The organism is Streptomyces sp. NPDC007917 (genome assembly GCF_042959105.1).
Lineage (GTDB): Bacteria > Actinomycetota > Actinomycetes > Streptomycetales > Streptomycetaceae > Streptomyces.
On sequence record NZ_JBIBKK010000004.1, the window covers coordinates 289711 to 307457 of the forward strand.

15 protein-coding genes and 1 pseudogene are annotated in these 17747 nt (G+C 72.5%); 13 read left to right on the top strand and 3 right to left on the bottom strand.

What is annotated here, in order from left to right:
- Window positions 1-29 precede the first annotated feature (29 nt).
- Complete coding sequence (locus ACFZDL_RS09775) at window positions 30-743, top strand: HAD family hydrolase (RefSeq protein WP_353590008.1); 714 nt, start codon at window positions 30-32, stop codon at window positions 741-743.
- A gap of 88 nt (window positions 744-831) precedes the next feature.
- On the opposite strand, the gene ACFZDL_RS09780 is transcribed toward ACFZDL_RS09775, so the two are convergent.
- Both ACFZDL_RS09780 and ACFZDL_RS09785 read right to left on the bottom strand, forming a co-directional pair.
- Entirely contained in the window at window positions 832-1497 is a 666-nt protein-coding gene (locus tag ACFZDL_RS09780) for an MFS transporter (RefSeq protein WP_353590009.1), read from the bottom strand.
- Between the two features lie 77 nt (window positions 1498-1574).
- Window positions 1575-2447: an NmrA/HSCARG family protein gene (locus ACFZDL_RS09785; RefSeq protein ID WP_353590010.1), complete on the bottom strand. Its 873-nt coding sequence runs from the start codon at window positions 2445-2447 to the stop codon at window positions 1575-1577.
- Between the two features lie 184 nt (window positions 2448-2631).
- Between ACFZDL_RS09785 and ACFZDL_RS09790 the strand changes: the two genes are divergently transcribed.
- The 5 genes from ACFZDL_RS09790 to ACFZDL_RS09810 all read left to right on the top strand — a co-directional run bounded on the left by ACFZDL_RS09790 (window position 2632) and on the right by ACFZDL_RS09810 (window position 7380).
- On the top strand, window positions 2632-3102 hold the full coding sequence (locus ACFZDL_RS09790; protein ID WP_089513909.1) for a MarR family winged helix-turn-helix transcriptional regulator: 471 nt from the start codon (window positions 2632-2634) through the stop codon (window positions 3100-3102).
- Window positions 3103-3350: 248 nt separating this feature from the next.
- Window positions 3351-4364 carry an aminoglycoside phosphotransferase family protein gene (locus ACFZDL_RS09795; protein WP_353590011.1) on the top strand — a complete coding sequence of 338 codons (1014 nt, stop codon included), beginning with the start codon at window positions 3351-3353 and terminating at the stop codon, window positions 4362-4364.
- Window positions 4365-4527: 163 nt separating this feature from the next.
- Window positions 4528-4764, top strand: a complete 237-nt coding sequence (locus ACFZDL_RS09800) for a hypothetical protein (RefSeq protein ID WP_353590012.1) — start codon at window positions 4528-4530, stop codon at window positions 4762-4764.
- A gap of 124 nt (window positions 4765-4888) precedes the next feature.
- Entirely contained in the window at window positions 4889-6097 is a 1209-nt protein-coding gene (locus tag ACFZDL_RS09805) for a right-handed parallel beta-helix repeat-containing protein (protein ID WP_353590013.1), read from the top strand.
- Window positions 6098-6189: 92 nt separating this feature from the next.
- Complete coding sequence (locus tag ACFZDL_RS09810) at window positions 6190-7380, top strand: cytochrome P450 (RefSeq protein WP_353590014.1); 1191 nt, start codon at window positions 6190-6192, stop codon at window positions 7378-7380.
- 34 nt (window positions 7381-7414) lie between these two features.
- On the opposite strand, the gene ACFZDL_RS09815 is transcribed toward ACFZDL_RS09810, so the two are convergent.
- Window positions 7415-8074 (bottom strand): hypothetical protein, encoded by a 660-nt coding sequence (locus tag ACFZDL_RS09815; protein ID WP_353590015.1) that lies wholly within the window; start codon window positions 8072-8074, stop codon window positions 7415-7417.
- Between the two features lie 194 nt (window positions 8075-8268).
- On the opposite strand from ACFZDL_RS09815, the gene ACFZDL_RS09820 reads away from it, so the two are divergent.
- The 7 genes and pseudogenes from ACFZDL_RS09820 to ACFZDL_RS09850 all read left to right on the top strand — a co-directional run bounded on the left by ACFZDL_RS09820 (window position 8269) and on the right by ACFZDL_RS09850 (window position 17624).
- Window positions 8269-9327 (top strand): LacI family DNA-binding transcriptional regulator, encoded by a 1059-nt coding sequence (locus ACFZDL_RS09820; RefSeq protein WP_353590016.1) that lies wholly within the window; start codon window positions 8269-8271, stop codon window positions 9325-9327.
- Window positions 9324-10334 carry a 2-hydroxyacid dehydrogenase gene (locus tag ACFZDL_RS09825; RefSeq protein WP_353590017.1) on the top strand — a complete coding sequence of 337 codons (1011 nt, stop codon included), beginning with the start codon at window positions 9324-9326 and terminating at the stop codon, window positions 10332-10334. The genes ACFZDL_RS09820 and ACFZDL_RS09825 overlap by 4 nt, the downstream gene beginning before the upstream one ends.
- Window positions 10331-11578 carry a D-mannonate dehydratase ManD gene (gene manD, locus ACFZDL_RS09830; protein WP_353590018.1) on the top strand — a complete coding sequence of 416 codons (1248 nt, stop codon included), beginning with the start codon at window positions 10331-10333 and terminating at the stop codon, window positions 11576-11578. The genes ACFZDL_RS09825 and manD overlap by 4 nt, the downstream gene beginning before the upstream one ends.
- Before the next feature lie 2 nt (window positions 11579-11580).
- Window positions 11581-13107, top strand: coding sequence for a mannitol dehydrogenase family protein (locus ACFZDL_RS09835; protein WP_353590019.1), 1527 nt, complete (start codon window positions 11581-11583; stop codon window positions 13105-13107).
- Between the two features lie 130 nt (window positions 13108-13237).
- The gene (locus ACFZDL_RS09840; RefSeq protein ID WP_353590020.1) at window positions 13238-14686 is read left to right on the top strand and encodes an MFS transporter; all 1449 of its coding nucleotides are present in this window, start codon (window positions 13238-13240) and stop codon (window positions 14684-14686) included.
- Between the two features lie 2 nt (window positions 14687-14688).
- Window positions 14689-15081 (top strand): annotated as a pseudogene (locus ACFZDL_RS09845) (triphosphoribosyl-dephospho-CoA synthase); the annotation flags it as partial.
- Window positions 15082-15335: 254 nt separating this feature from the next.
- Entirely contained in the window at window positions 15336-17624 is a 2289-nt protein-coding gene (locus ACFZDL_RS09850) for a glycoside hydrolase family 95-like protein (protein ID WP_353590021.1), read from the top strand.
- Window positions 17625-17747 lie beyond the last annotated feature (123 nt).

Below are 17747 nucleotides of genomic sequence, written 5' to 3' on the forward strand. Positions count from 1 at the left end.
CGGTTCGGGCGGGAAGGGCGAGGAGCAGCATGACCATCAAGTACGTCGTCTTCGACTGGGCGGGGACGCTCACTCCCTGGCACACGGTGGACCTGGCGGGCATCTGGCTCGAGACCGCGCGCGAGATCGACCCGGGCGGCGCGCCGGACCTCGCCCAGCGGCTGTTCCAGGCCGAGCGGGAGCTGATGACCCGCTGCCGGGACACACAGTGCTCGGCCACCCTCGACGAGGTGTTCCGCGCCGTGGACGTGGTCCCGGACGGCGCGGCGCTCGCGACCTACCGGCGGGCCTGGGAGGCGCACACCTATCTCGACCCGGAAGGCGCGGAGTTGCTGCGCGCCCTGCGCGAGCGGGACCTGGGGGTCGGTGTGCTGTCCAACACGCTGTGGTCGGCCGACTGGCACCACGAGATCTTCGAGCGGGACGGCGTCCACGACCTCATCGACGCCGCGGTCTACTCGAGCGAGGTGCCCTGGACGAAGCCCAATCCGCTCATCTTCGAGCTGATCGCCGAGCGGCTGGGCGCCGAGGACCCCGGCGCGTGCGCCTTCGTCGGCGACCGGCTCTTCGAGGACATCTACGGGGCGCGGCAGGCCCGTATGCGCACCATCTGGGTGCCCCACAGCGAGATCCCCACGGAGGAGCTCGGATCGGACTCGGCGGAGCCGGACGCCACCGCGCACACCCTCAAGGACGTGCTGACGGTGCTCGACTCCTGGGCGGCGCAGGGCCCCACCCGCTGACCGCGTCCCGCCGTTTCCCGGCCCGCTCACCGGGCCGGGAAACGGCGGGTTCCTTTCTTCGGCAGCGGTCACCCCTGCCACGGCGCGCTCACTGGTCGGACGCCGGCGCCGTCCGGGGCAGGTCGCGCTCGGTGCGCATGGGGCCGAGCGCGAGGAGCAGCCAGCAGGGTGCGAACAGGGCCGTCATGATCCACATGGCGGGGCGTAACCCGACGGCGTCGCCGAGGAGTCCGCCGAGCAGGGAGCCGAGCGGAATGGTGCCGTGGTTGAGCACCATGGCCGTCGCGACGACCCGCCCCAGCAGATGGGGCGGGCAGTAGCTCTGCCGGAAGGTGTCCACCACCACGTTGCAGGCGACGATCCCCAACCCCACCATGAACGCGCCGACCGCGAAGAGCAGCAGATGGGGGTAGGTGAGCGCGTCCAGCCAGGCGGCGAGGGGGACGCTCGCGTACATGACGGCCGAGACGAGATTGCAGGCGATCATGACGGGCCGTTTGCGGAGCCGGTCCACCCACGCGTCGGCCGGGAGCGCGATCAGCAGCCACGGCAGCCAGACGGCGGCGGTGAGCAGACCGATGGCGAAGGTGTCGGCGCGCAGCACCGCCACCGCTATCAGGGGCAGTGCCACCGTGGTGACGCTGTTGCCGAGTCCACTGGCGGTCTCCCCCGTCCACAGCAGCCGGAAGTCGCGTTGCCTGAGCACCCCGAAGCGGCGGCGCTCGGCGACCTCGGCCTGACTCGTCGTGTCCATGCTCGCGCATCATGCCATGCGGGGCCGTGGTCGAGGCTCGCCCTTTCTTTCGCCGCCGCGGGGCGGCTGAGCAGGTGTCAGAGGTTCCACTCGCGGTCGGTGGCCCATTTCTCGAGGGTGTGCCAGCCGACCTCGGGGTAGTCCCGGCGCAGTCCGTCGATGTCCACGTCCAGCCCGGTCTCCTGGAAGTAGCGGAACATGGCGGCCAGGTCGCCGGAGTAGCTCTCGGCGACCGTCAGCGGCACCTCTCGGTGGCGGATCTCGCGACCGCTCGCGGCACCGATCGCGGCGGCGATCTGCTCGGGTGTCCGCCACTGCGCGGCGATGTCGATCCGGCGCCCGCCGAACTCCGCGGGGCGGCTCAGCGCCAGGGCCGCGAAGGCGCCGATGTCCCTCGCCGCGATCAGCGGCAGCGGGCGCCCGGGGGGCATGGGCAGCGCGAAGACACCCTCGCGGAGCGATTCCATGGTCCAGCCGTTCGCATAGTTCTCCATGAAGACACCGGGGCCGATCACGGTCCATGTCACATCGAGGGTGGCCAGGTGTCGCTCGATCCGCCACTTGCTCTCGAAGTGCGGGATGCCCGTGGACCGGTCGGCGTTGGCGGCGGAGGTGAACACGATGTGCCGCACCCCGACGGCGACCGCCGCGTCCAGCAGGGCGGTCCCCTGGCGGATCTCGGCGGAGAGGTCGCTGCCGAACGGCGTGGACATCGCGAAGAGCGCTCCGGTGTCGGCGAGCGCGGTGGCCAGGGATGCCTCGTCGTCGAAGTCGGCCCGGACCACCTCCGCGCCGAGAGCGCGCAATTCGGCGGCGGCGGGTGTGGCGGGGTCGCGGGTGAGCGCGCGGACCGGACGGCCGAGCTGAAGCAGTGCGCGGGCCGCGGCGCCGCCTTGGGCACCGGTGGCGCCGGAGACAGCCACCGGGAGAGAGGTATTCGTCTGCGTCATGCAGATAACGTACGACACATTGACTGCGTGACGCAAATGTTTATCCGGCGAACCATCGAGCGAGGGCGGTGACTAAGATGTCTGCGTGGCGCAGCGGACACGGGGCACTTCGGCCGCGCCCGGCATGGAGACGCGCCGCACGGAGACGCGGCAGAACGACACAGAGGCGCGGGAGGCCCTGCCGATGGCACGCGAAGACCTGATGACAGAGCTGGGGTCGGCGTCCCGGCGCTATATGGCCTCGTACATCCTGTTCAACCAGGCGGTGGCGGACCACCTGGGGATGCACCCCACCGATCTGCAGTGTCTCAACCTCCTCACGCTCGAGGACGGTCCCGTCACCACCGGGCGGATCGCCGAACTGACCGGGCTGACCAGCGGTTCGGCCACCCGGCTGGTCGACCGGCTGGAGAAGGCGGGCCAGGTCACCCGCCGCCGGGACGAGCAGGACCGGCGGCGGGTCCTGGTGGAGGTGGTGCCCGGGGCGATGGAGCGGTTCGGCGCCGTGTGGCGGGAGCTGGGCGCGGGCTGGGAGGAGCTGTTCCACGAGGACAGCGAGGCCGATCTCGCCGTGCTGCTGCGCCATATGCGCAGGACCACCGAACTGGCGCGCCACCAGATGGCCCGGCTCGCCGAGCGGTCCGCCGCACACTGACCCGGCCGGGCCGCGAACCCTGGGCTCTTCCTCCATCTGACGGTGGCCGAGAACCGGGGGCGATGGCCCGGCATCAACTGCGTAAGATCGTCAACGATTCGGCGGTCCGGCCCGTCCGGCCCGGCGCCGGGCGCGGGAGCCGTCCCGCGGCGCCCCGCACCCGGCGCCGCCCGAACGCCCGGTGTGCCCGCACCGGGCAGCACACACACCGGGCGAGCGGCCCGTGGCTGAGACGAGGAGGAACACGCGTGATTCGACAGCCGCAGGACGACCAGGTCTCCGCGGCCGCCGCGGTGCTCAAGGAGGCGGGGGTCGCGGACGCGGACACCGCGCGTTACACACCCCTGTCCGGTGGCACCTACAACACGGTGGTACGCGTCGCCTTCGACGACCACCGGCAGTGGGTGGTGAAGATCCCTCCGCCCCTGGAGACGCCCGGACTCGGCCACGAGCGCGAACTCCTGCGGGGTGAGGTGGCCTTCTACACCTCGGCGGCCACGGCGGCGGACATCCCGGTCCCCGAGGTCGTGCACGGCGAACTCGACCCGCACGCGGCCGGCGGGCCCTATCTGATCAGCACCCTGCGCCCCGGCACGCCATGGCATGAGATCTCCGGGACGATCGCGGACGACGAGCGCCGTCGGCTCCGGGAAGAGCTCGGGCGGCTGGTGGCGCGTCTCCACACCGTGGCCGGAACCGGCTTCGGCTACCCCGCCGAGCCCTTCGGCCCGCCGGCGGCGACCTGGCGGCAGGCCTTCACCACGATGATGGGCGCGGTGCTCGACGACGCCGAGCGCTACCGGGCCCGGCTGCCCGTGCCGCCGGACCGCGTCAGGGGGTTGTTCGCCGCGGCGGCGGACGTACTCGACGACGTGATCGTCCCCGTCCTGGTCCACTTCGACCTGTGGGAGGGAAACCTGCTGCTCGACGGCGAGGCGGGGGCCCGCACCATCAGCGGCGTCATCGACGGCGAGCGGATGTTCTGGGGCGACCCGGTGGCCGACTTCGTCTCGCTGGCGCTGCTGGGAAACGTGGAGGACGACGCGGACTTCCTGGCCGGATACGCCGCGGTCGCCGGTCCGCCGCGCTTCGACGATTCCGTACGGCTGCGCCTGGCGCTCTACCGCGCCTATCTCTACCTGATCATGCTGGTGGAGGGGGTGCCCCGGGGCTACTCGCCCGAGCAGTGGGACGGCACCCGGCGGAATGTGACACCGCAACTCCTCAAGGCCCTGGGGGAGGTGGAGTCGGCTTGCCGGTGACCCCGGCACGGGTCGACTACGCCACGAAGCCGGGGCCGACCGCTCCGCGACCGAGCGGACGGCGCAGCGGCCCGGATGGGCGTACCGCGGCGCCGTCCCAGGTGCGAGGCTGAGAGGAGACGCCACTCCTTGGCGACCACGCACCCGGGAGGAGGGCCCCGAGATGACGAACCACACCCCCGAGCAGGGTCACGGAACCCGCCCGAGCACCCTGGACACGCAGAGTGAGGAGGACCGGCTGCGGCTGCTGGAGACACATGTGCAGACCCTGGCGGACGCGGTCCGGGCGCTCGCTCAGGGCCTGGAGAACAGCCCGACGCAGGACGACGCCCTGGCGGCGGAGACGGCGGCCCGCGGCGCCCGGCTGGCCCATGAGCTGCTGCTCTCCCAAGGCCTGTAGACGCCGCGCGCCCCGGACACGCGTCCGGTCCCCACGGCACCCTTGCCCCGGGGCGGCAACCTATCGGGCCGGGGCGGCGACGTAGAGCCGGAGGCCAGGACGGACCGGTGAAGGGATGGGCTTAGTGAAGGTCAACAAAGCCGTGGCGGTGCTGCTCGGCGCGGTGTCCCTGGCGGCGGTGGGCGCGCCGCGGGCGTTATCCGCGGCGCCTGCCACCGCCGCCGGGCGGCAGATCGTCGTGGCCGTGGGCGGGCACGACAGTGGCGCGGGCACCCTGGGGGACCCGCTGGCCACCATTCAGGCGGCGGTGGACCGAAGCGGTCCCGGAGACACCATCGCGGTCCGCGGCGGCACCTACGAGCTGACCGACAACATCACCATCGCCACCTCCGGCACGGCGGGCAGCCCCATCACGCTGACCAACTACTCCGGTGAGCACGTCGTCATCGACGGCGAGCGGCTGCCCGCCAGCCACACCCCGGTCGGCGGCTCCATCCCCCGGGCCGAGCGCGGGACCATCCACCAGGAGGCCTCGTACTGGCGGATCCGGGGCCTGGAGATCATCCACGGGCCGTACGGGATCTACTGCGCCGGCTGCAACGACAACGAGTTCACCGGGCTGACCACGCGCGACAACTACGAGTCCGGTTTCCAGCTCCAGGGCGCCTCCAGCCGCAACCTGATCGCGAACCTCGACTCGTACGGCAACCGCGACCCGCGCAAGAACGGCGAGAGCGCCGACGGCCTGGCCATCAAGGAGGGCCAGGGCGAGGGCAATCGGGTCCGCGGCGCCCGGCTGTGGAACAACGCGGACGACGGCTTCGACGCCTGGGAGTTCACCTCCCCGATCGCCATCGAGAACACGATCGCCTATGGAAACGGGTTCAACCGGTGGAACTTCCCCGACTTCACCGGTGACGGGAACGGCTTCAAGATGGGTGGCGGTGGCGACGTGGACCCGCCCGCCGACCACTCGCTGCGCAACGCCCTCGCCTTCGGCAACGCGGCGCACGGCCTCACGGACAACGGCAACCCGGGCGCCCTCGCCATCTCCCGCACCACCACCTACCGCAACGGTGGCAGCGGCTTCCGGACGGACCGGTCGCGCTCCACGCTCACCGCGAACCTCTCGCTGCTGGACACCGAGCCGGTCCGCCTCGGCAGCTCCACCTCCAGGGGCAACTCCTGGGACCTGGGCGGGGTGTGGAACGAGGGCTCGGTGCTGAGCACCGACCAGGCGAAGATCACCGGCCCCCGCGCGGCGGACGGCTCGATCCCCTCCTCGACCTTCCTCGTCCCCCGCGACGGCTCGGCCATCGGGGCCCGCTTCTGAGGCGGAGCCGGTTGGTCCGGCTCGGCGCGGGGGACGAGTGTCCGTGAGGGACGGGCCCAGGCCGCGCGACGCGGCTCCATGACGGGGAGCGGATGGGATACGGGGCACGCAAGATCGAGCGAGCGGCAGACTCCGACGGGCCCTCCGGCTGCCCGGTGCGGCGGGGGCCCGGCGGGGTCTGGCAGGTGTGCGGATACGCGGAGGCGCGCGCCGTGTTGCGCAGCGCCGGCACGGTGCAGGCCGGTCTGGGCATCGAGACCGTGGAGAAGCTGCCGTCGGGGCTGCGGCGGCCGGTGCTGTACCGGGACGGCCCCGAGCACCGTGAAGACCGGAGGCAGACCGCCCGGTTCTTCACGCCTCGCCGCGTCGACGAGCGGTACCGCGAGGTCATGGTCCGGGTCGCCGAGGCTCAGATCGGCCAGGTGCGCGCCGCGGGGCGGGCGCACCTGGCCGATCTGAGCTTCCATCTCGCGATCGAGGTGGCCGCGTCCGTGATCGGTCTGACGGAGAGCCGGCCCGGCATCCGGCGCCGGCTGGAGCGCTTCTTCCCCGAGAGGTTCGGGAGGCCGGGGCTGACCAGCCTGCACGGGATCCGCTGGCTGCTGCGGCAGAACGCGAACTGGCTGCGGGTCTATCTGGCCGACGTACGCCCGGCCGTGCGGGCCCGTCGCAGGCAGCGCCGGGACGATCTGATCTCGCATCTGCTCGACGAGGGGTGTTCGGCCGGCGAGATCCTCGGCGAGTGCCTGACCTTCGCCGCGGCGGGGATGGTCACCACCCGGGAGTTCATCAATGTCGCGGCCTGGCACCTGTTCACCGACGACGCGCTGCTGGTGCGGTACCGGGCGGCGGACGAGCCCGGCCGGATCGCGACCCTGCACGAGATCCTGCGGCTGGAGCCGGTCATCGGCCGGCTGCGCCGCCGTACCACCGCGGCGCTGGAACTGCCCGGCGGCGACGGTGTGGTGACGGTGCCGGCCGGGGCGCTGGTCGATGTGGACCTGGAGAGCGCCAATGTCGACGCCCGCACGGTGGGCGAGCGGCCGGAGCTGATCCGCCCCGGCCGGCCCCTGGCCGAGGGCGCCGGGGCGGCCGGCCTGTCCTTCGGCGACGGCCCGCACAAGTGCCCCGGCGCCCATGTCGCGATCCTGGAGACGGACATCTTCCTCAGCCGTCTGTTCGCGCTGCCCGGCATCCGGATGGCGGTCCCGCCCCAGGTCGGATTCAAGGACGAGACAGGCGGCTACGAGCTCCGCGGCTGCATGGTCGAGTGCCCGCGGTGAGGCCTGCCCCGGCGCCCCGCCGAACCGGCGGGGGTCAACCGGCCGACGCGCTCTCCAGCACCGCGTCGACCTCCTGCTCATCCGGCCCGGTGGGCTGGGCGATGCCGAGGAGGAAGGCCGAGCGGCCGTCCCGCACGGTGATAAGGGTCAGACGCAGGTGGACCGCGCCGCCTTCGTCGTCGCTGACCTTCAACGCCACCGTGTACGCGGGGCGGTCGCTCACCGTGGTGGCCCGCGACTCCTCGACGGTCGAGCGCCCGTCCGGGTGGAAGTACTCCGCGTTCGACCGGGCCGCGCCCTCCGTCCGCTCCTTCAGCTCGGGCTTCGCCACGCTCCCGCCCCGGCCGGCCAGCACGACACCGCCGCCTTCCTCGCCGTCGGCGGGCTTCCTGGTGATCGACGAGGTGAAGGCGTCCACCAGGTCGCCCTTCTTGTCGCGCTGCCAGCCCTCGGGTATCGCGTAGGAGATTCCGGCCGCGTCGTCCGTCACCCGCGGCCGGCCGGCCAGCGCGGAGCCGTCCTCGTCGCGCGTCAGCCACCAGGCGGTGACCGCCCCGCCGACGAGCACCAGGACCGACACCACCACGGCCACGGTGGTCCGGCGGTTTCCGGGTCGGCCCGGCGTCCCTGGCACGGGCGGCACGCCTCCACTCGGGGAGACGGACGGCCCGACGGGAGGGGGTGGCGTGGTCATGCCCGCCATGATGCCAGTTCGATCAAGCGCTCCTGGCGGGCCGGTGCGCGGGCCGTCGCTCACGGGGTCGAGGACAGCGGCGGCCGACACCCTTGCCAATGCTTTGGCAAGCGTTGACAAGGTTGCGCAAGGGTGACGACCATAAAACATGTCGTTCATCCGCACCACTGCGTCGCACCAGGAGCGGAGCCCCCATGGCCCCCACCCTCACTGACGTGGCCAAGCGCGCCAATGTCGCGCTGTCCACCGCCTCTCGCGCGTTCAGCGACCCCAACCGGCTCGGACCGCAGACCTTGCGCAAGGTGCTGACCGTTGCGCAAGAGCTCGGCTACGAAGCCCCCGTGGCGCGCACCGCCGAGCCGATCGCCGACGCGGGGACCGCCACGGTCGCCATCGTCGTGCCCGATATCGCCAACCCCGTGTTCGGCGCCTTCGTCAAGGCCGCGCAGGGCGAGGGCTGGCGCCGCGGGCAGACCGTCGTGCTCGCCGACACCGACTTCGACCCCGACCACGAGCGCGAAGTCCTCGCCCATCTGCGCGAGCAGGCCGACGGACTGATCGTCTGCTCGCCCAGGCTCGACGCGGACGAGGTCCTGGACATCTGCGGCCGTACGCCCGCCGTACTGGTCAACCGCGAGACGACCGGCGCCGACTGCGTGCTGGCCGACACCGCCGAGGGCATGCGCCAGGCCGTCGAGTATCTGGCCGCGCTCGGCCATCGGCGGATCGCCTATGTCCAGGGCATGCAGAGCTCCTGGTCCAACGCCCAGCGGGTGGAGCTGATCCGCGCCGAGGCCGGGCGGGCCGGGCTGGAGGTGACGCTGCTGGGCTGGCAGTCCGAGACGGTGGCGGGCGGCACCGCCGCGGCGGCCGGTGTGCTGGCCTCGGGCGCCTCCGCGGTCATCGCGCACAACGACCTGGTGGCGCTCGGGGTGATCTCCGGCGCGCGGGCGCTGGGGGTGAGCGTCCCGGAGGACCTGAGCGTGGTCGGGGTCGACGACATCCCGTTCGCGGCGGTGTCGCAGCCGTCCTTGACGAGCATCGCGGTGCCGATGGTGCGGGCCGGCGCGCTCAGTCTGGAGCTGCTGGGGAAGGTCATCGCAGGCGAGCGGCAGACCCCGCGGACACTGCGGCTGCCCACTCAGCTCATCGTGCGCGGTTCGACCGGCGCGGCCCGCGTCCGCCCCGCCGGACACGGCGCCTCGGCGCACGGCGCGGCAGCGGGAGCGGCAGCGGGAAAGGACGGGGCATGACGGGCGACACACTGACCGTGGTGGTCGTCGACGCCAATCTCGAGCCGCTGCGTGCCGAGTTCGAGGCCGCGCTGCCGGGCGGAGTGTCCGTCAGCTGGCCGGACGCCCGGGACACCGCGGCGGTCGAGGCCGCCGTGAAGACGGCGGATGTGCTGGTGTCGGGGAAGTGCGACGGCCGGCTGGCCGCGATCGCCACCCGGCTCCGGCTGGTCCACGCGGCCGGAGCCGGGACGGACGGGATCGACATCGCCTCGCTGGTCCCGGGGACCCAGGTCGCCAACACCTTCCACCACGAGAACTCGATCGCCGAGTACGCCGTGTCGGCGGCCATCTTGCTGCGGCGCGGCTTTCTGCGGCAGCACGACGCGCTGCGCCGCGCGCGGTGGGACTCCCCCGCGCACGACTCGGGCTCCCCCTGGGTGGACACGCTGGGCGCGGCCACCGTCGGGTTCGTCGGCTTCGGGCACATCGGCGCCCGCTGCTGGCAGCGGTTCCGGGCGTTCGGGGCGCGGGGCCTCGCGGTCACCAGGCGCGGCGAGGTGGACGCGGCGGCCGAGGGGCTGGCCTGGTCCGGGGCCATCCGCGACCTCGGCTCCCTGCTGGAGAGCTCCGATGTGGTGGTGGTGTCGGCCCCGCTGACCCCCGAGACCACGGGGCTGATCGGCGCGGCCGAGCTGTCCCGGATGCGCCCGTCGGCGGTGCTGGTCAATGTCGGCCGCGGCCCCGTCGTGGACGAGGACGCGCTCTACCGGGCCTTGAGCGACCGCGCGATCGGCGGGGCGGCGCTCGACGTCTGGTACCGCTACCCGGCCGGCGGACACTCCGCGGCCCCCAGCAAACATCCCTTCGAGACGCTGGACAACGTGTTGATGACACCCCACTCCTCGGGCCTCACCCGCGAGACCTTCGCGCGCCGGGCCGATGACATCGCCGCCAACATCGGCCGGCTGGCCGCGGGCGAGCGGCTGCACAACGTCGTGGCGGTGGCCCCGGGGGCTGACCGATGAAAGAGACGAACGAGACGACGCCCGGAGGCGGCGACACCATAACCGCGGTGGATGTGCTCGCGACCAGCCCGGGCCGCAACTTCGTCGCGCTCAAGATCACCACTGAACAGGGCCTGGTCGGCTGGGGCGACGCCACGCTCAACGGCCGCGAGCTCGCCGTCGCCTCGTATCTGCGCGACCATGTGGCGCCGCTGCTGATCGGCCGGGACCCGGCGCGGATCGAGGACACCTGGCAGTATCTGTACCGCGGGGCTTACTGGCGGCGCGGCCCGGTGACGATGACGTCCGTCGGCGCGGTGGACCTCGCGCTGTGGGACATCAAGGGCAAAGCCACCGGCCAGCCGGTGTACCAGTTGCTCGGCGGCGCGGTCCGCGACCGGATCCTGACGTACACCCACGCCTCAGGCTGGGAGATCCCACAACTGCTCGACGCGGTCGACGAACGGCGCGAACAGGGCTTTCTCGCGGTGCGCGCACAAAGCGGCGTCCCCGGTCTGGACACGGTGTACGGGGTGAGCAGAGGCGGCCCGGGATACGAGCCGGCCGACCGGGGCGCGGCCCCGGCCGAGGAGATCTGGGACACCGACTCCTATCTGCGGCACGCCCCGCGTGTCCTCGCGGCGGTACGCGAGCACGTGGGCCCCGAGCTGAAGCTGCTGCACGACGCCCACCACCGGCTCACCCCCGGCCAGGCGGCCCGGCTCGGCCGCGCGCTGGAGGAGGTGGACCTCTACTGGCTGGAGGACATCACCCCCGCGGAGAACCAGGAGGTGCTGCGGCACGTCCGGCGCCACACCACCGTCCCGCTGGCGATCGGCGAGGTGTTCAACACCGTCTGGGAGTGCCAGACGCTGATCACCGAGCAGCTGATCGACTTCGTGCGGACCTGTGTGACCCACGCGGGCGGAATCAGCCATCTGCGGCGGATCGCGGCGCTCGCCGAGGTCTGGCAGGTGCGGCTCGGCCCACACGGTCCCTCGGACGTCTCTCCGGTGGCCCTCGCGGCGTCGCTGCATCTGGGCCTGGCGACGCCGAACTTCGCCATCCAGGAGTACATGGGCTACGAGCCGGTCGTGCACGAGGTGTTCCGGCACGCGTGGAGCTACGCCGACGGACATCTGCACCCCGGCGACCGGCCCGGGCTCGGGGTCGAGGTCGACGAGGCGCTGGCCGCCCGTTTCCCCTACGAGCCCGCCTACCTGCCCGTCGCGCGGCGCCACGACGGCTCGATGACGGACTGGTGACGATGCGAGCGACCACCCCGCCCCGGCTCGGCCGGGCGACCGTCCCCCCGGCCGCGCTGACCCCGGCGCGGCCACCCGCCGAGACCGGCATCGTGCACCTCGGCCTCGGCAACTTCCACCGCGCCCACCAGGCCGTGCACACGGCGGCGGCGCTGGCCCGCGCCGGCGGCCCCTGGGGGATCCTCGGGGTCGCGGGCCGTTCCACGGGCGTGGTCCGGGCGATGCGGGAGCAGGACCTGAGCTACGCCGTCGTGGAGATCTCCCCCGGCCGCACCCGGGTCACCGTCCCCGCCGTGCACACCGGGGCGCTGGTCGCCGCGGAGCAGCCGGACGCCGTGCTCGACGCGCTGGCCGCGCCCGGCACGGCCGTCATCACCATGACGGTCACCGAGCACGGATACACCTTCTCCCCGCGCACCCACGGCCTGGACCTGGACGCGCCCGCGGTACGGGCCGATCTGCGCGGCGACGCGCCACCGCGCACCACCATCGGGCGGATCGTACGGGGGCTGCAGCGCCGCAGCCGGGCCCACGCCCGGCCGGTGACCGTCCTGAGCTGCGACAACCTGGTCGGAAACGGTGAGTTGACGAGACGGCTGGTGCGCGAGTTCACCGAGGCGCTCCCGGCGGCCGAACGCGAGGAGCTGGTGCCCTGGCTGGAGAGCTCGGTGGCGTTTCCCGGCTCCATGGTGGACCGGATCGTGCCCGCCACCACCGACACCTACCGCGAGGCGGTCGAGGCCCACCTCGGGGTGCGCGACGCCGTGCCGGTGCCGGCCGAGCCGTTCTCCATGTGGGTGATGGAGGACCGCTTCGCCGCCGGACGTCCTCACTGGGAGCTGGCGGGGGCGCTGTTCACGGACGATGTCGAGCCGTACGAACTGCTCAAGCTCCGGCTGCTCAACGGCACCCACTCGCTCATCGCCTATCTGGGCGCCCTGGACGGTCGGGACACCATCCCGGACGCGATCGCCCGGCCGTTCATCGCCGAGGCGGCGCGGAGCGTGCTGCACGACGAGTACCTGCCGAGCCTCACCGTGCCCGCCGACATCGACCTCGACGACTACGTGGACCGGCTCTTCGACCGCTGGGCCAACTCGGCGCTGGGCCACCGCACCCGGCAGGTCGGCTCGGACGGCTCGGTCAAGCTCCGGCAGCGGGTGCCCGACCCCGCCCTGCTCCAGCTGCGCGCCGGACGGATGCCACACCATCTCGCGCTGACCGTGGCCGCCTATCTGTGCTGTGTGGCGCCCCTGCCCGCGTTCTCACCGGGCCCGCACGCCACCGCCATGGTGGATCCGGCCCGGGACACCCTCGCCGCGATCGCCGGCCGGCCGCGCACCTCCTCGGGGGCGCCGTTCGTCGAGGCCGTCCTGGCCGGCGGGCTGCTCGGCGACGGCCTGCCCGAGTACCCCGCGTTCGCGGCCCGGGTCGCCGAACTCATCGACGTCATCGTGCGATTCGGCCCGGCCGCCGCGGCGGCCGAGGCCCTGGGGGCCGCCGCGCCGGCCGCCCGCCCCGGCGCCTAGAGCCGTCCTCTCCCGCCTTCTCGGGTAGCCGGGTCCCCACCCGGCCCCGCCCTGTCCCCACCCCCCTCACCTTGCCTTGCCCTGCCCTGAAACCGCTCCGGAAATCGATCCGTTCAAGGAGGCATGGATCATGGAAAACACCGCGCGCACCACCGCGCCCGCTCCCACCCCGGCCACGGCGGTCCCGCCCGAGGAGGCGCCCGCCGACCCGGGCGCCGTACGGCGCGCCGCCTGGGCCGGTCTGATCGGCACCGCGCTGGAGCAGTACGACTTCGTCATCTACGGCACGGCCTCGGCGCTGATCTTCAGCGATCTCTTCTTCCCGAACGTCTCGGCCTCCGTCGGCATCCTCGCCAGCTTCAGCACCTACGCCGTCGGCTTCGCCGCCCGGCCGCTGGGAGGGCTCTTCTTCTCCCGCTACGGGGACCGGCTCGGCCGCAAGTGGGTGCTGGTCGCCACGCTGCTGCTGATGGGCGGATCCACACTGGCCATCGGTCTGCTGCCGACGTACGGCCAAGTCGGCCTGCTCGCCCCGGTGCTGCTGTTGCTGTGCCGCATGGCCCAGGGCTTCGGCGCGGGCGCCGAGCAGTCCGGAGGCGCCACCCTGCTCACCGAGACGGCGGCCGGCGGACGGCGCGGAAGACTGGCCTCCCTCGTCATGACCGGCGCCGCGCTGGGCACCGCTCTGGGGGCCGTGGCCTGGATCCTCGCCCAGCGCCTGTCCGACGACGCCCTGATGAGCTGGGGCTGGCGGCTCGTCTTCGGCAGCAGCCTCCTCGTCACCGTGGTCGCCATGGTCTTCCGGCGCAAGCTGAACGAGAGCCCGGTCTTCAAGGAGCTGGAGCAGCGGCACGAGCGGCCCGCGTCCCCGCTCAAGGAGGTCTTCAGGCACGGCAGGAAGCCGACGCTCCTGGTGCTCTTCATGAACTTCGGAATCAGCACCCAGTCGTACACCTACCAGGTGTTCATGGCCTCGTACCTGGTGTCCTCGGTGGGCGTCGACAAGGACTTCGTCCCTGAGGTGCTGCTGCTGGGCGCCCTGTGCGGCGGCGTGGCGGCGGTCTGCTTCGGCACGCTCTCGGACCGTTTCGGGCGGCGCCCGGTGTACTCCCTGATCGTCGGCGCCCTGGTGCTGCTGCCGACCCCCACCTTCGTCGCGCTGAACTCCGGCTCCAAGGTCGCGATCACCGTGGCCGTCGTCATCGGCTTCATCCTGGCCTGCCAGGGGGCCGTCGGGGTGCAGATGAGCTACTTCCCGGAGCTGTTCGGAAACCGCTACCGCTACGCCGGGGTCACCCTCGGCCGGGAGTTCTCCTCCCTGATCGGCGGCGGGGTCGCGCCCCTGATCTGCACCGCGCTGGTCAGCGCCTTCTCGGGGTCCTGGATACCGGTGGCCGCCTATATGTCGCTGGTCGCCGCGGTCAGTCTGATCGCCACCCGGATGGCGCCGGAGACGGTCGACCGCGATCTCAACACTCCCACCGACAGCACTGACAGCACTGACAGCACCGATCCGGCCGGGGCGGTCCCCGCACAGCCCGCGCACAGGAAGGACTCACCTTCCGGACACGTTCGCTGACTAGCGGCGGGCCGACGCGGGAGCTCCGCGAGGAGTTGGGCGCGATCGGCCGCGGCGCCGAGTGGACGATGTCGCGGGCCTGCGGCGGCCCGGCCGCGGGCCCGCACCGCGGGGCGCTGTGGGTGACGGGGCTGCTGGTCGCGGCCGCCGCTCTGGAGCCCGGCGCCCCGCCCCGCGAACTGCCCGCCGCCGCCAAGCGGATCGCGGCCCACCCGGACCGGCGCGCCCCGCGCAGACCCTCGCCGGGCTCGCAGGTCTCCGCGACCTACGGGGCGGCGGGGGCGCGCGGCGAGGCGCGGGCCGGTTTTCCGCATGTGCGCCGCGCCCTGGACGCCCTGTCCCGGGCGCGGGGCGCGGGGGCCACGGAGGCGCAGGCCCGCCTCGACGCGGTGCTCGCCGGGGCGCTCTTCCTGGACAGCCTCCCCGCGCTGCCGGTCCGCCCGCCCAACCGGGCCGCCTGATCGGACCTTTCCTCGACTCATCATCACCGTCCCCCCTCACCTGCGCCTTCTCTGACCCCCTGAAACAAAATAGGTCGGAGGTATTCCCCACCGCCGAGCAAGCCTGCACTATGCCCGGTAGTTCACAACCAGGTATGGGAGGCATGTACGTGACCTCAGGGACGGGGAACGGAATCTCTCGGCGAGGTGTGATCGGCACAGCCGCCGCCGTCGGTGCCAGGGGCTGGCTGTCCGGATCCGGCACCGCATGGGCCGCGCCCCAAGGAGCCCCGCCCCGGGCGGGGAGCACGCATGAGCGCCTGGTGAGGGCCGCCGCCATGCGGTGGCGCAGACTGCCGGGCGACTGGAAGGACGGGCCCTTCCTCGGCAACGGCCTGCTCGGTGTGCAGGTCTACCGGGGCGCCACGGCCAACTCCGTGAAAGTCATGGTCAGCCACAGCCAGGTGCAGGATCAACGGCCGCAGTGGCGCGCCCCGTACGGCTTCTCACGGCTGCCGATCGGCCACTTCGACCTCACGCTCGCCGGCGAGGTGACCGACATCGACTGGACGCTCGACCTCTGGGACGCCGAACTGCGCGGTACCGTCACCACCACACGGGGCAGCGTCGGTTTCTCCATGCTGGTCCACAACTCCCGTACCGCGCTGCTGATCTCCACCCGGCCGAGCGCGGGCGAACAGACCGCGGCCTGGTCCTTCACCTGGATGCCCGCCATCTCGCCCCGGCAGAAGGACAAGCCCGCCGACTACACGGGCAACCCCGACGCCCGCACCGGCTCCGCGGGCGCCACCCACTACGTCCAGCAGCCCCTGATCGCCGGGGGCGGGTGGGCCACCGCCTGGCGCGAGCGGCGGGTGGGCACCGGCCGGCTGCTCGCGGCACATATCGTCTACCGCCACCCGGAGGACCTGGACGGCACCACCGGGCTGGCCGTCGCCGAAGTGGCCCGCACCCTGGCCGCCGATCCGGACGAGCTGGTGCGCGAGCACCGCGGCTGGTGGCACCGCTTCTACCGGCGCAGCCTGCTGTCCGTACCCGACAAGCGGCTGCAGGACTTCTACTGGATCCAGCTCTACAAAGCCGCGTGCGCCACCCGGGCGGGCGGACCCTCGATGTCGGAGTGGGGGCCGTGGTACCCGGAGACCGGCGGCAGCTGGACCGCGGTCTGGTGGAACCTCAACGTCCAGATCGCCACCTGGCTGATCCAGGGGTCCAACCACCTCGAACTCGACTCGGTCACCTCGACATTCAAAACCTTCGAGAAGTATCTGCCGCTCTCGGTGCCACCGGAGTACCAGGACGGCCAGACCTATGCCCTGGCCCACCCCTCCGACTGGATGCTGCGCCCCGGCGCGAAGACCGTCGGCATCCCCGGCACCTCCACCAAGACCGACAACAACGGCAACCTCATCTGGGCCATGCACAACGTCTGGCTCAGCTACCGCCACACCATGGACGTGCGGATCGTGCGGGACGTCCTCTACCCGATCCTCGTCAAAGCGGTGAACTTCTACGACCACTTCCTGCACGAGGGCGGCGACGGCAAGCTGCATCTGCCGCTGACCCGCTCGCCGGAGTGGGCGGACGCCGAGGACTGCACCTACGACCTGTCGCTGCTCCGCTGGGGCTGCTCCACCCTCCTGGACTGTCTGCGCATCCTCCGCACCGACCACCCGCGCGCCCCGCGCTGGTGGGAGATCCTCCGGCGCCTGGTGGACTATCCGCGCGACGCGACCGGCGTCATGATCGGCGCGGACAAGCCGCTGACCGAGTCCCACCGCCACTTCTCCCACATGCTGTGGCTCTACCCGCTGGGCGAGCTGGACTGGGACCGGGCGGGCGATCGGGACATCATGCGCACGACCTTCGACCACTGGGTCAGGGACCGTGCCCTGTGGGCGGGTTACAGCTACGGCGTCGCCTCCTCGATGGCATCCCGGATGGACCGGCCCGAGGAGGCCCTGGACTTCCTCACCTTCTTCACCGACGGCGAGGTCATCAACAACGCCTGGATGACCCCGAACACCATGTATGTGGAGGGCGGGAACCTCGGCACGGAGAGCCCGCTGACGGCGACCCAGTCGATCCTCGACATGGCCGTGCAGAGCCACGGCGGCGTCGTACGGGTCTTCCCCTCCCTGTCGCGGCGCTGGCCGGACGCCTCCGTGCAGTCCCTGCGCACCCAGGGCGCGTTCCTGGTGGACGCGGACCGTGCGGGCGGCCGGACGCGGTGGGTGCGCGTCCGCAGCGAGGCGGGCGCGCCGCTGGTGCTGGCGCATGGCATCGAGGGCGCGATCGACGTACGGGACGAGCGCGGACGGCGGCTGAGGTACCGGGAGACGGCTCCCGGCCGCATCGCGATCCCGCTGGACCGGGACGCAACGGCGGTCGTCGTCCCGCGCGGCACCGACCCCGACCTGGACCCGCGCGATGTGCCGGCCGTGGGCGACGCCAAGCCGTGGGGGCTTCCTGACTGAGCCGTTCCGGGCGCGGACAACTCGGGGCTTCGCCAGGACAGTTATGCCCACCCCGTGAAGGCGCGGGGTGGGCGGGCGGCATACGATCCTGTGCCAACGCAGCGCGATCGAACATCGTGCGCC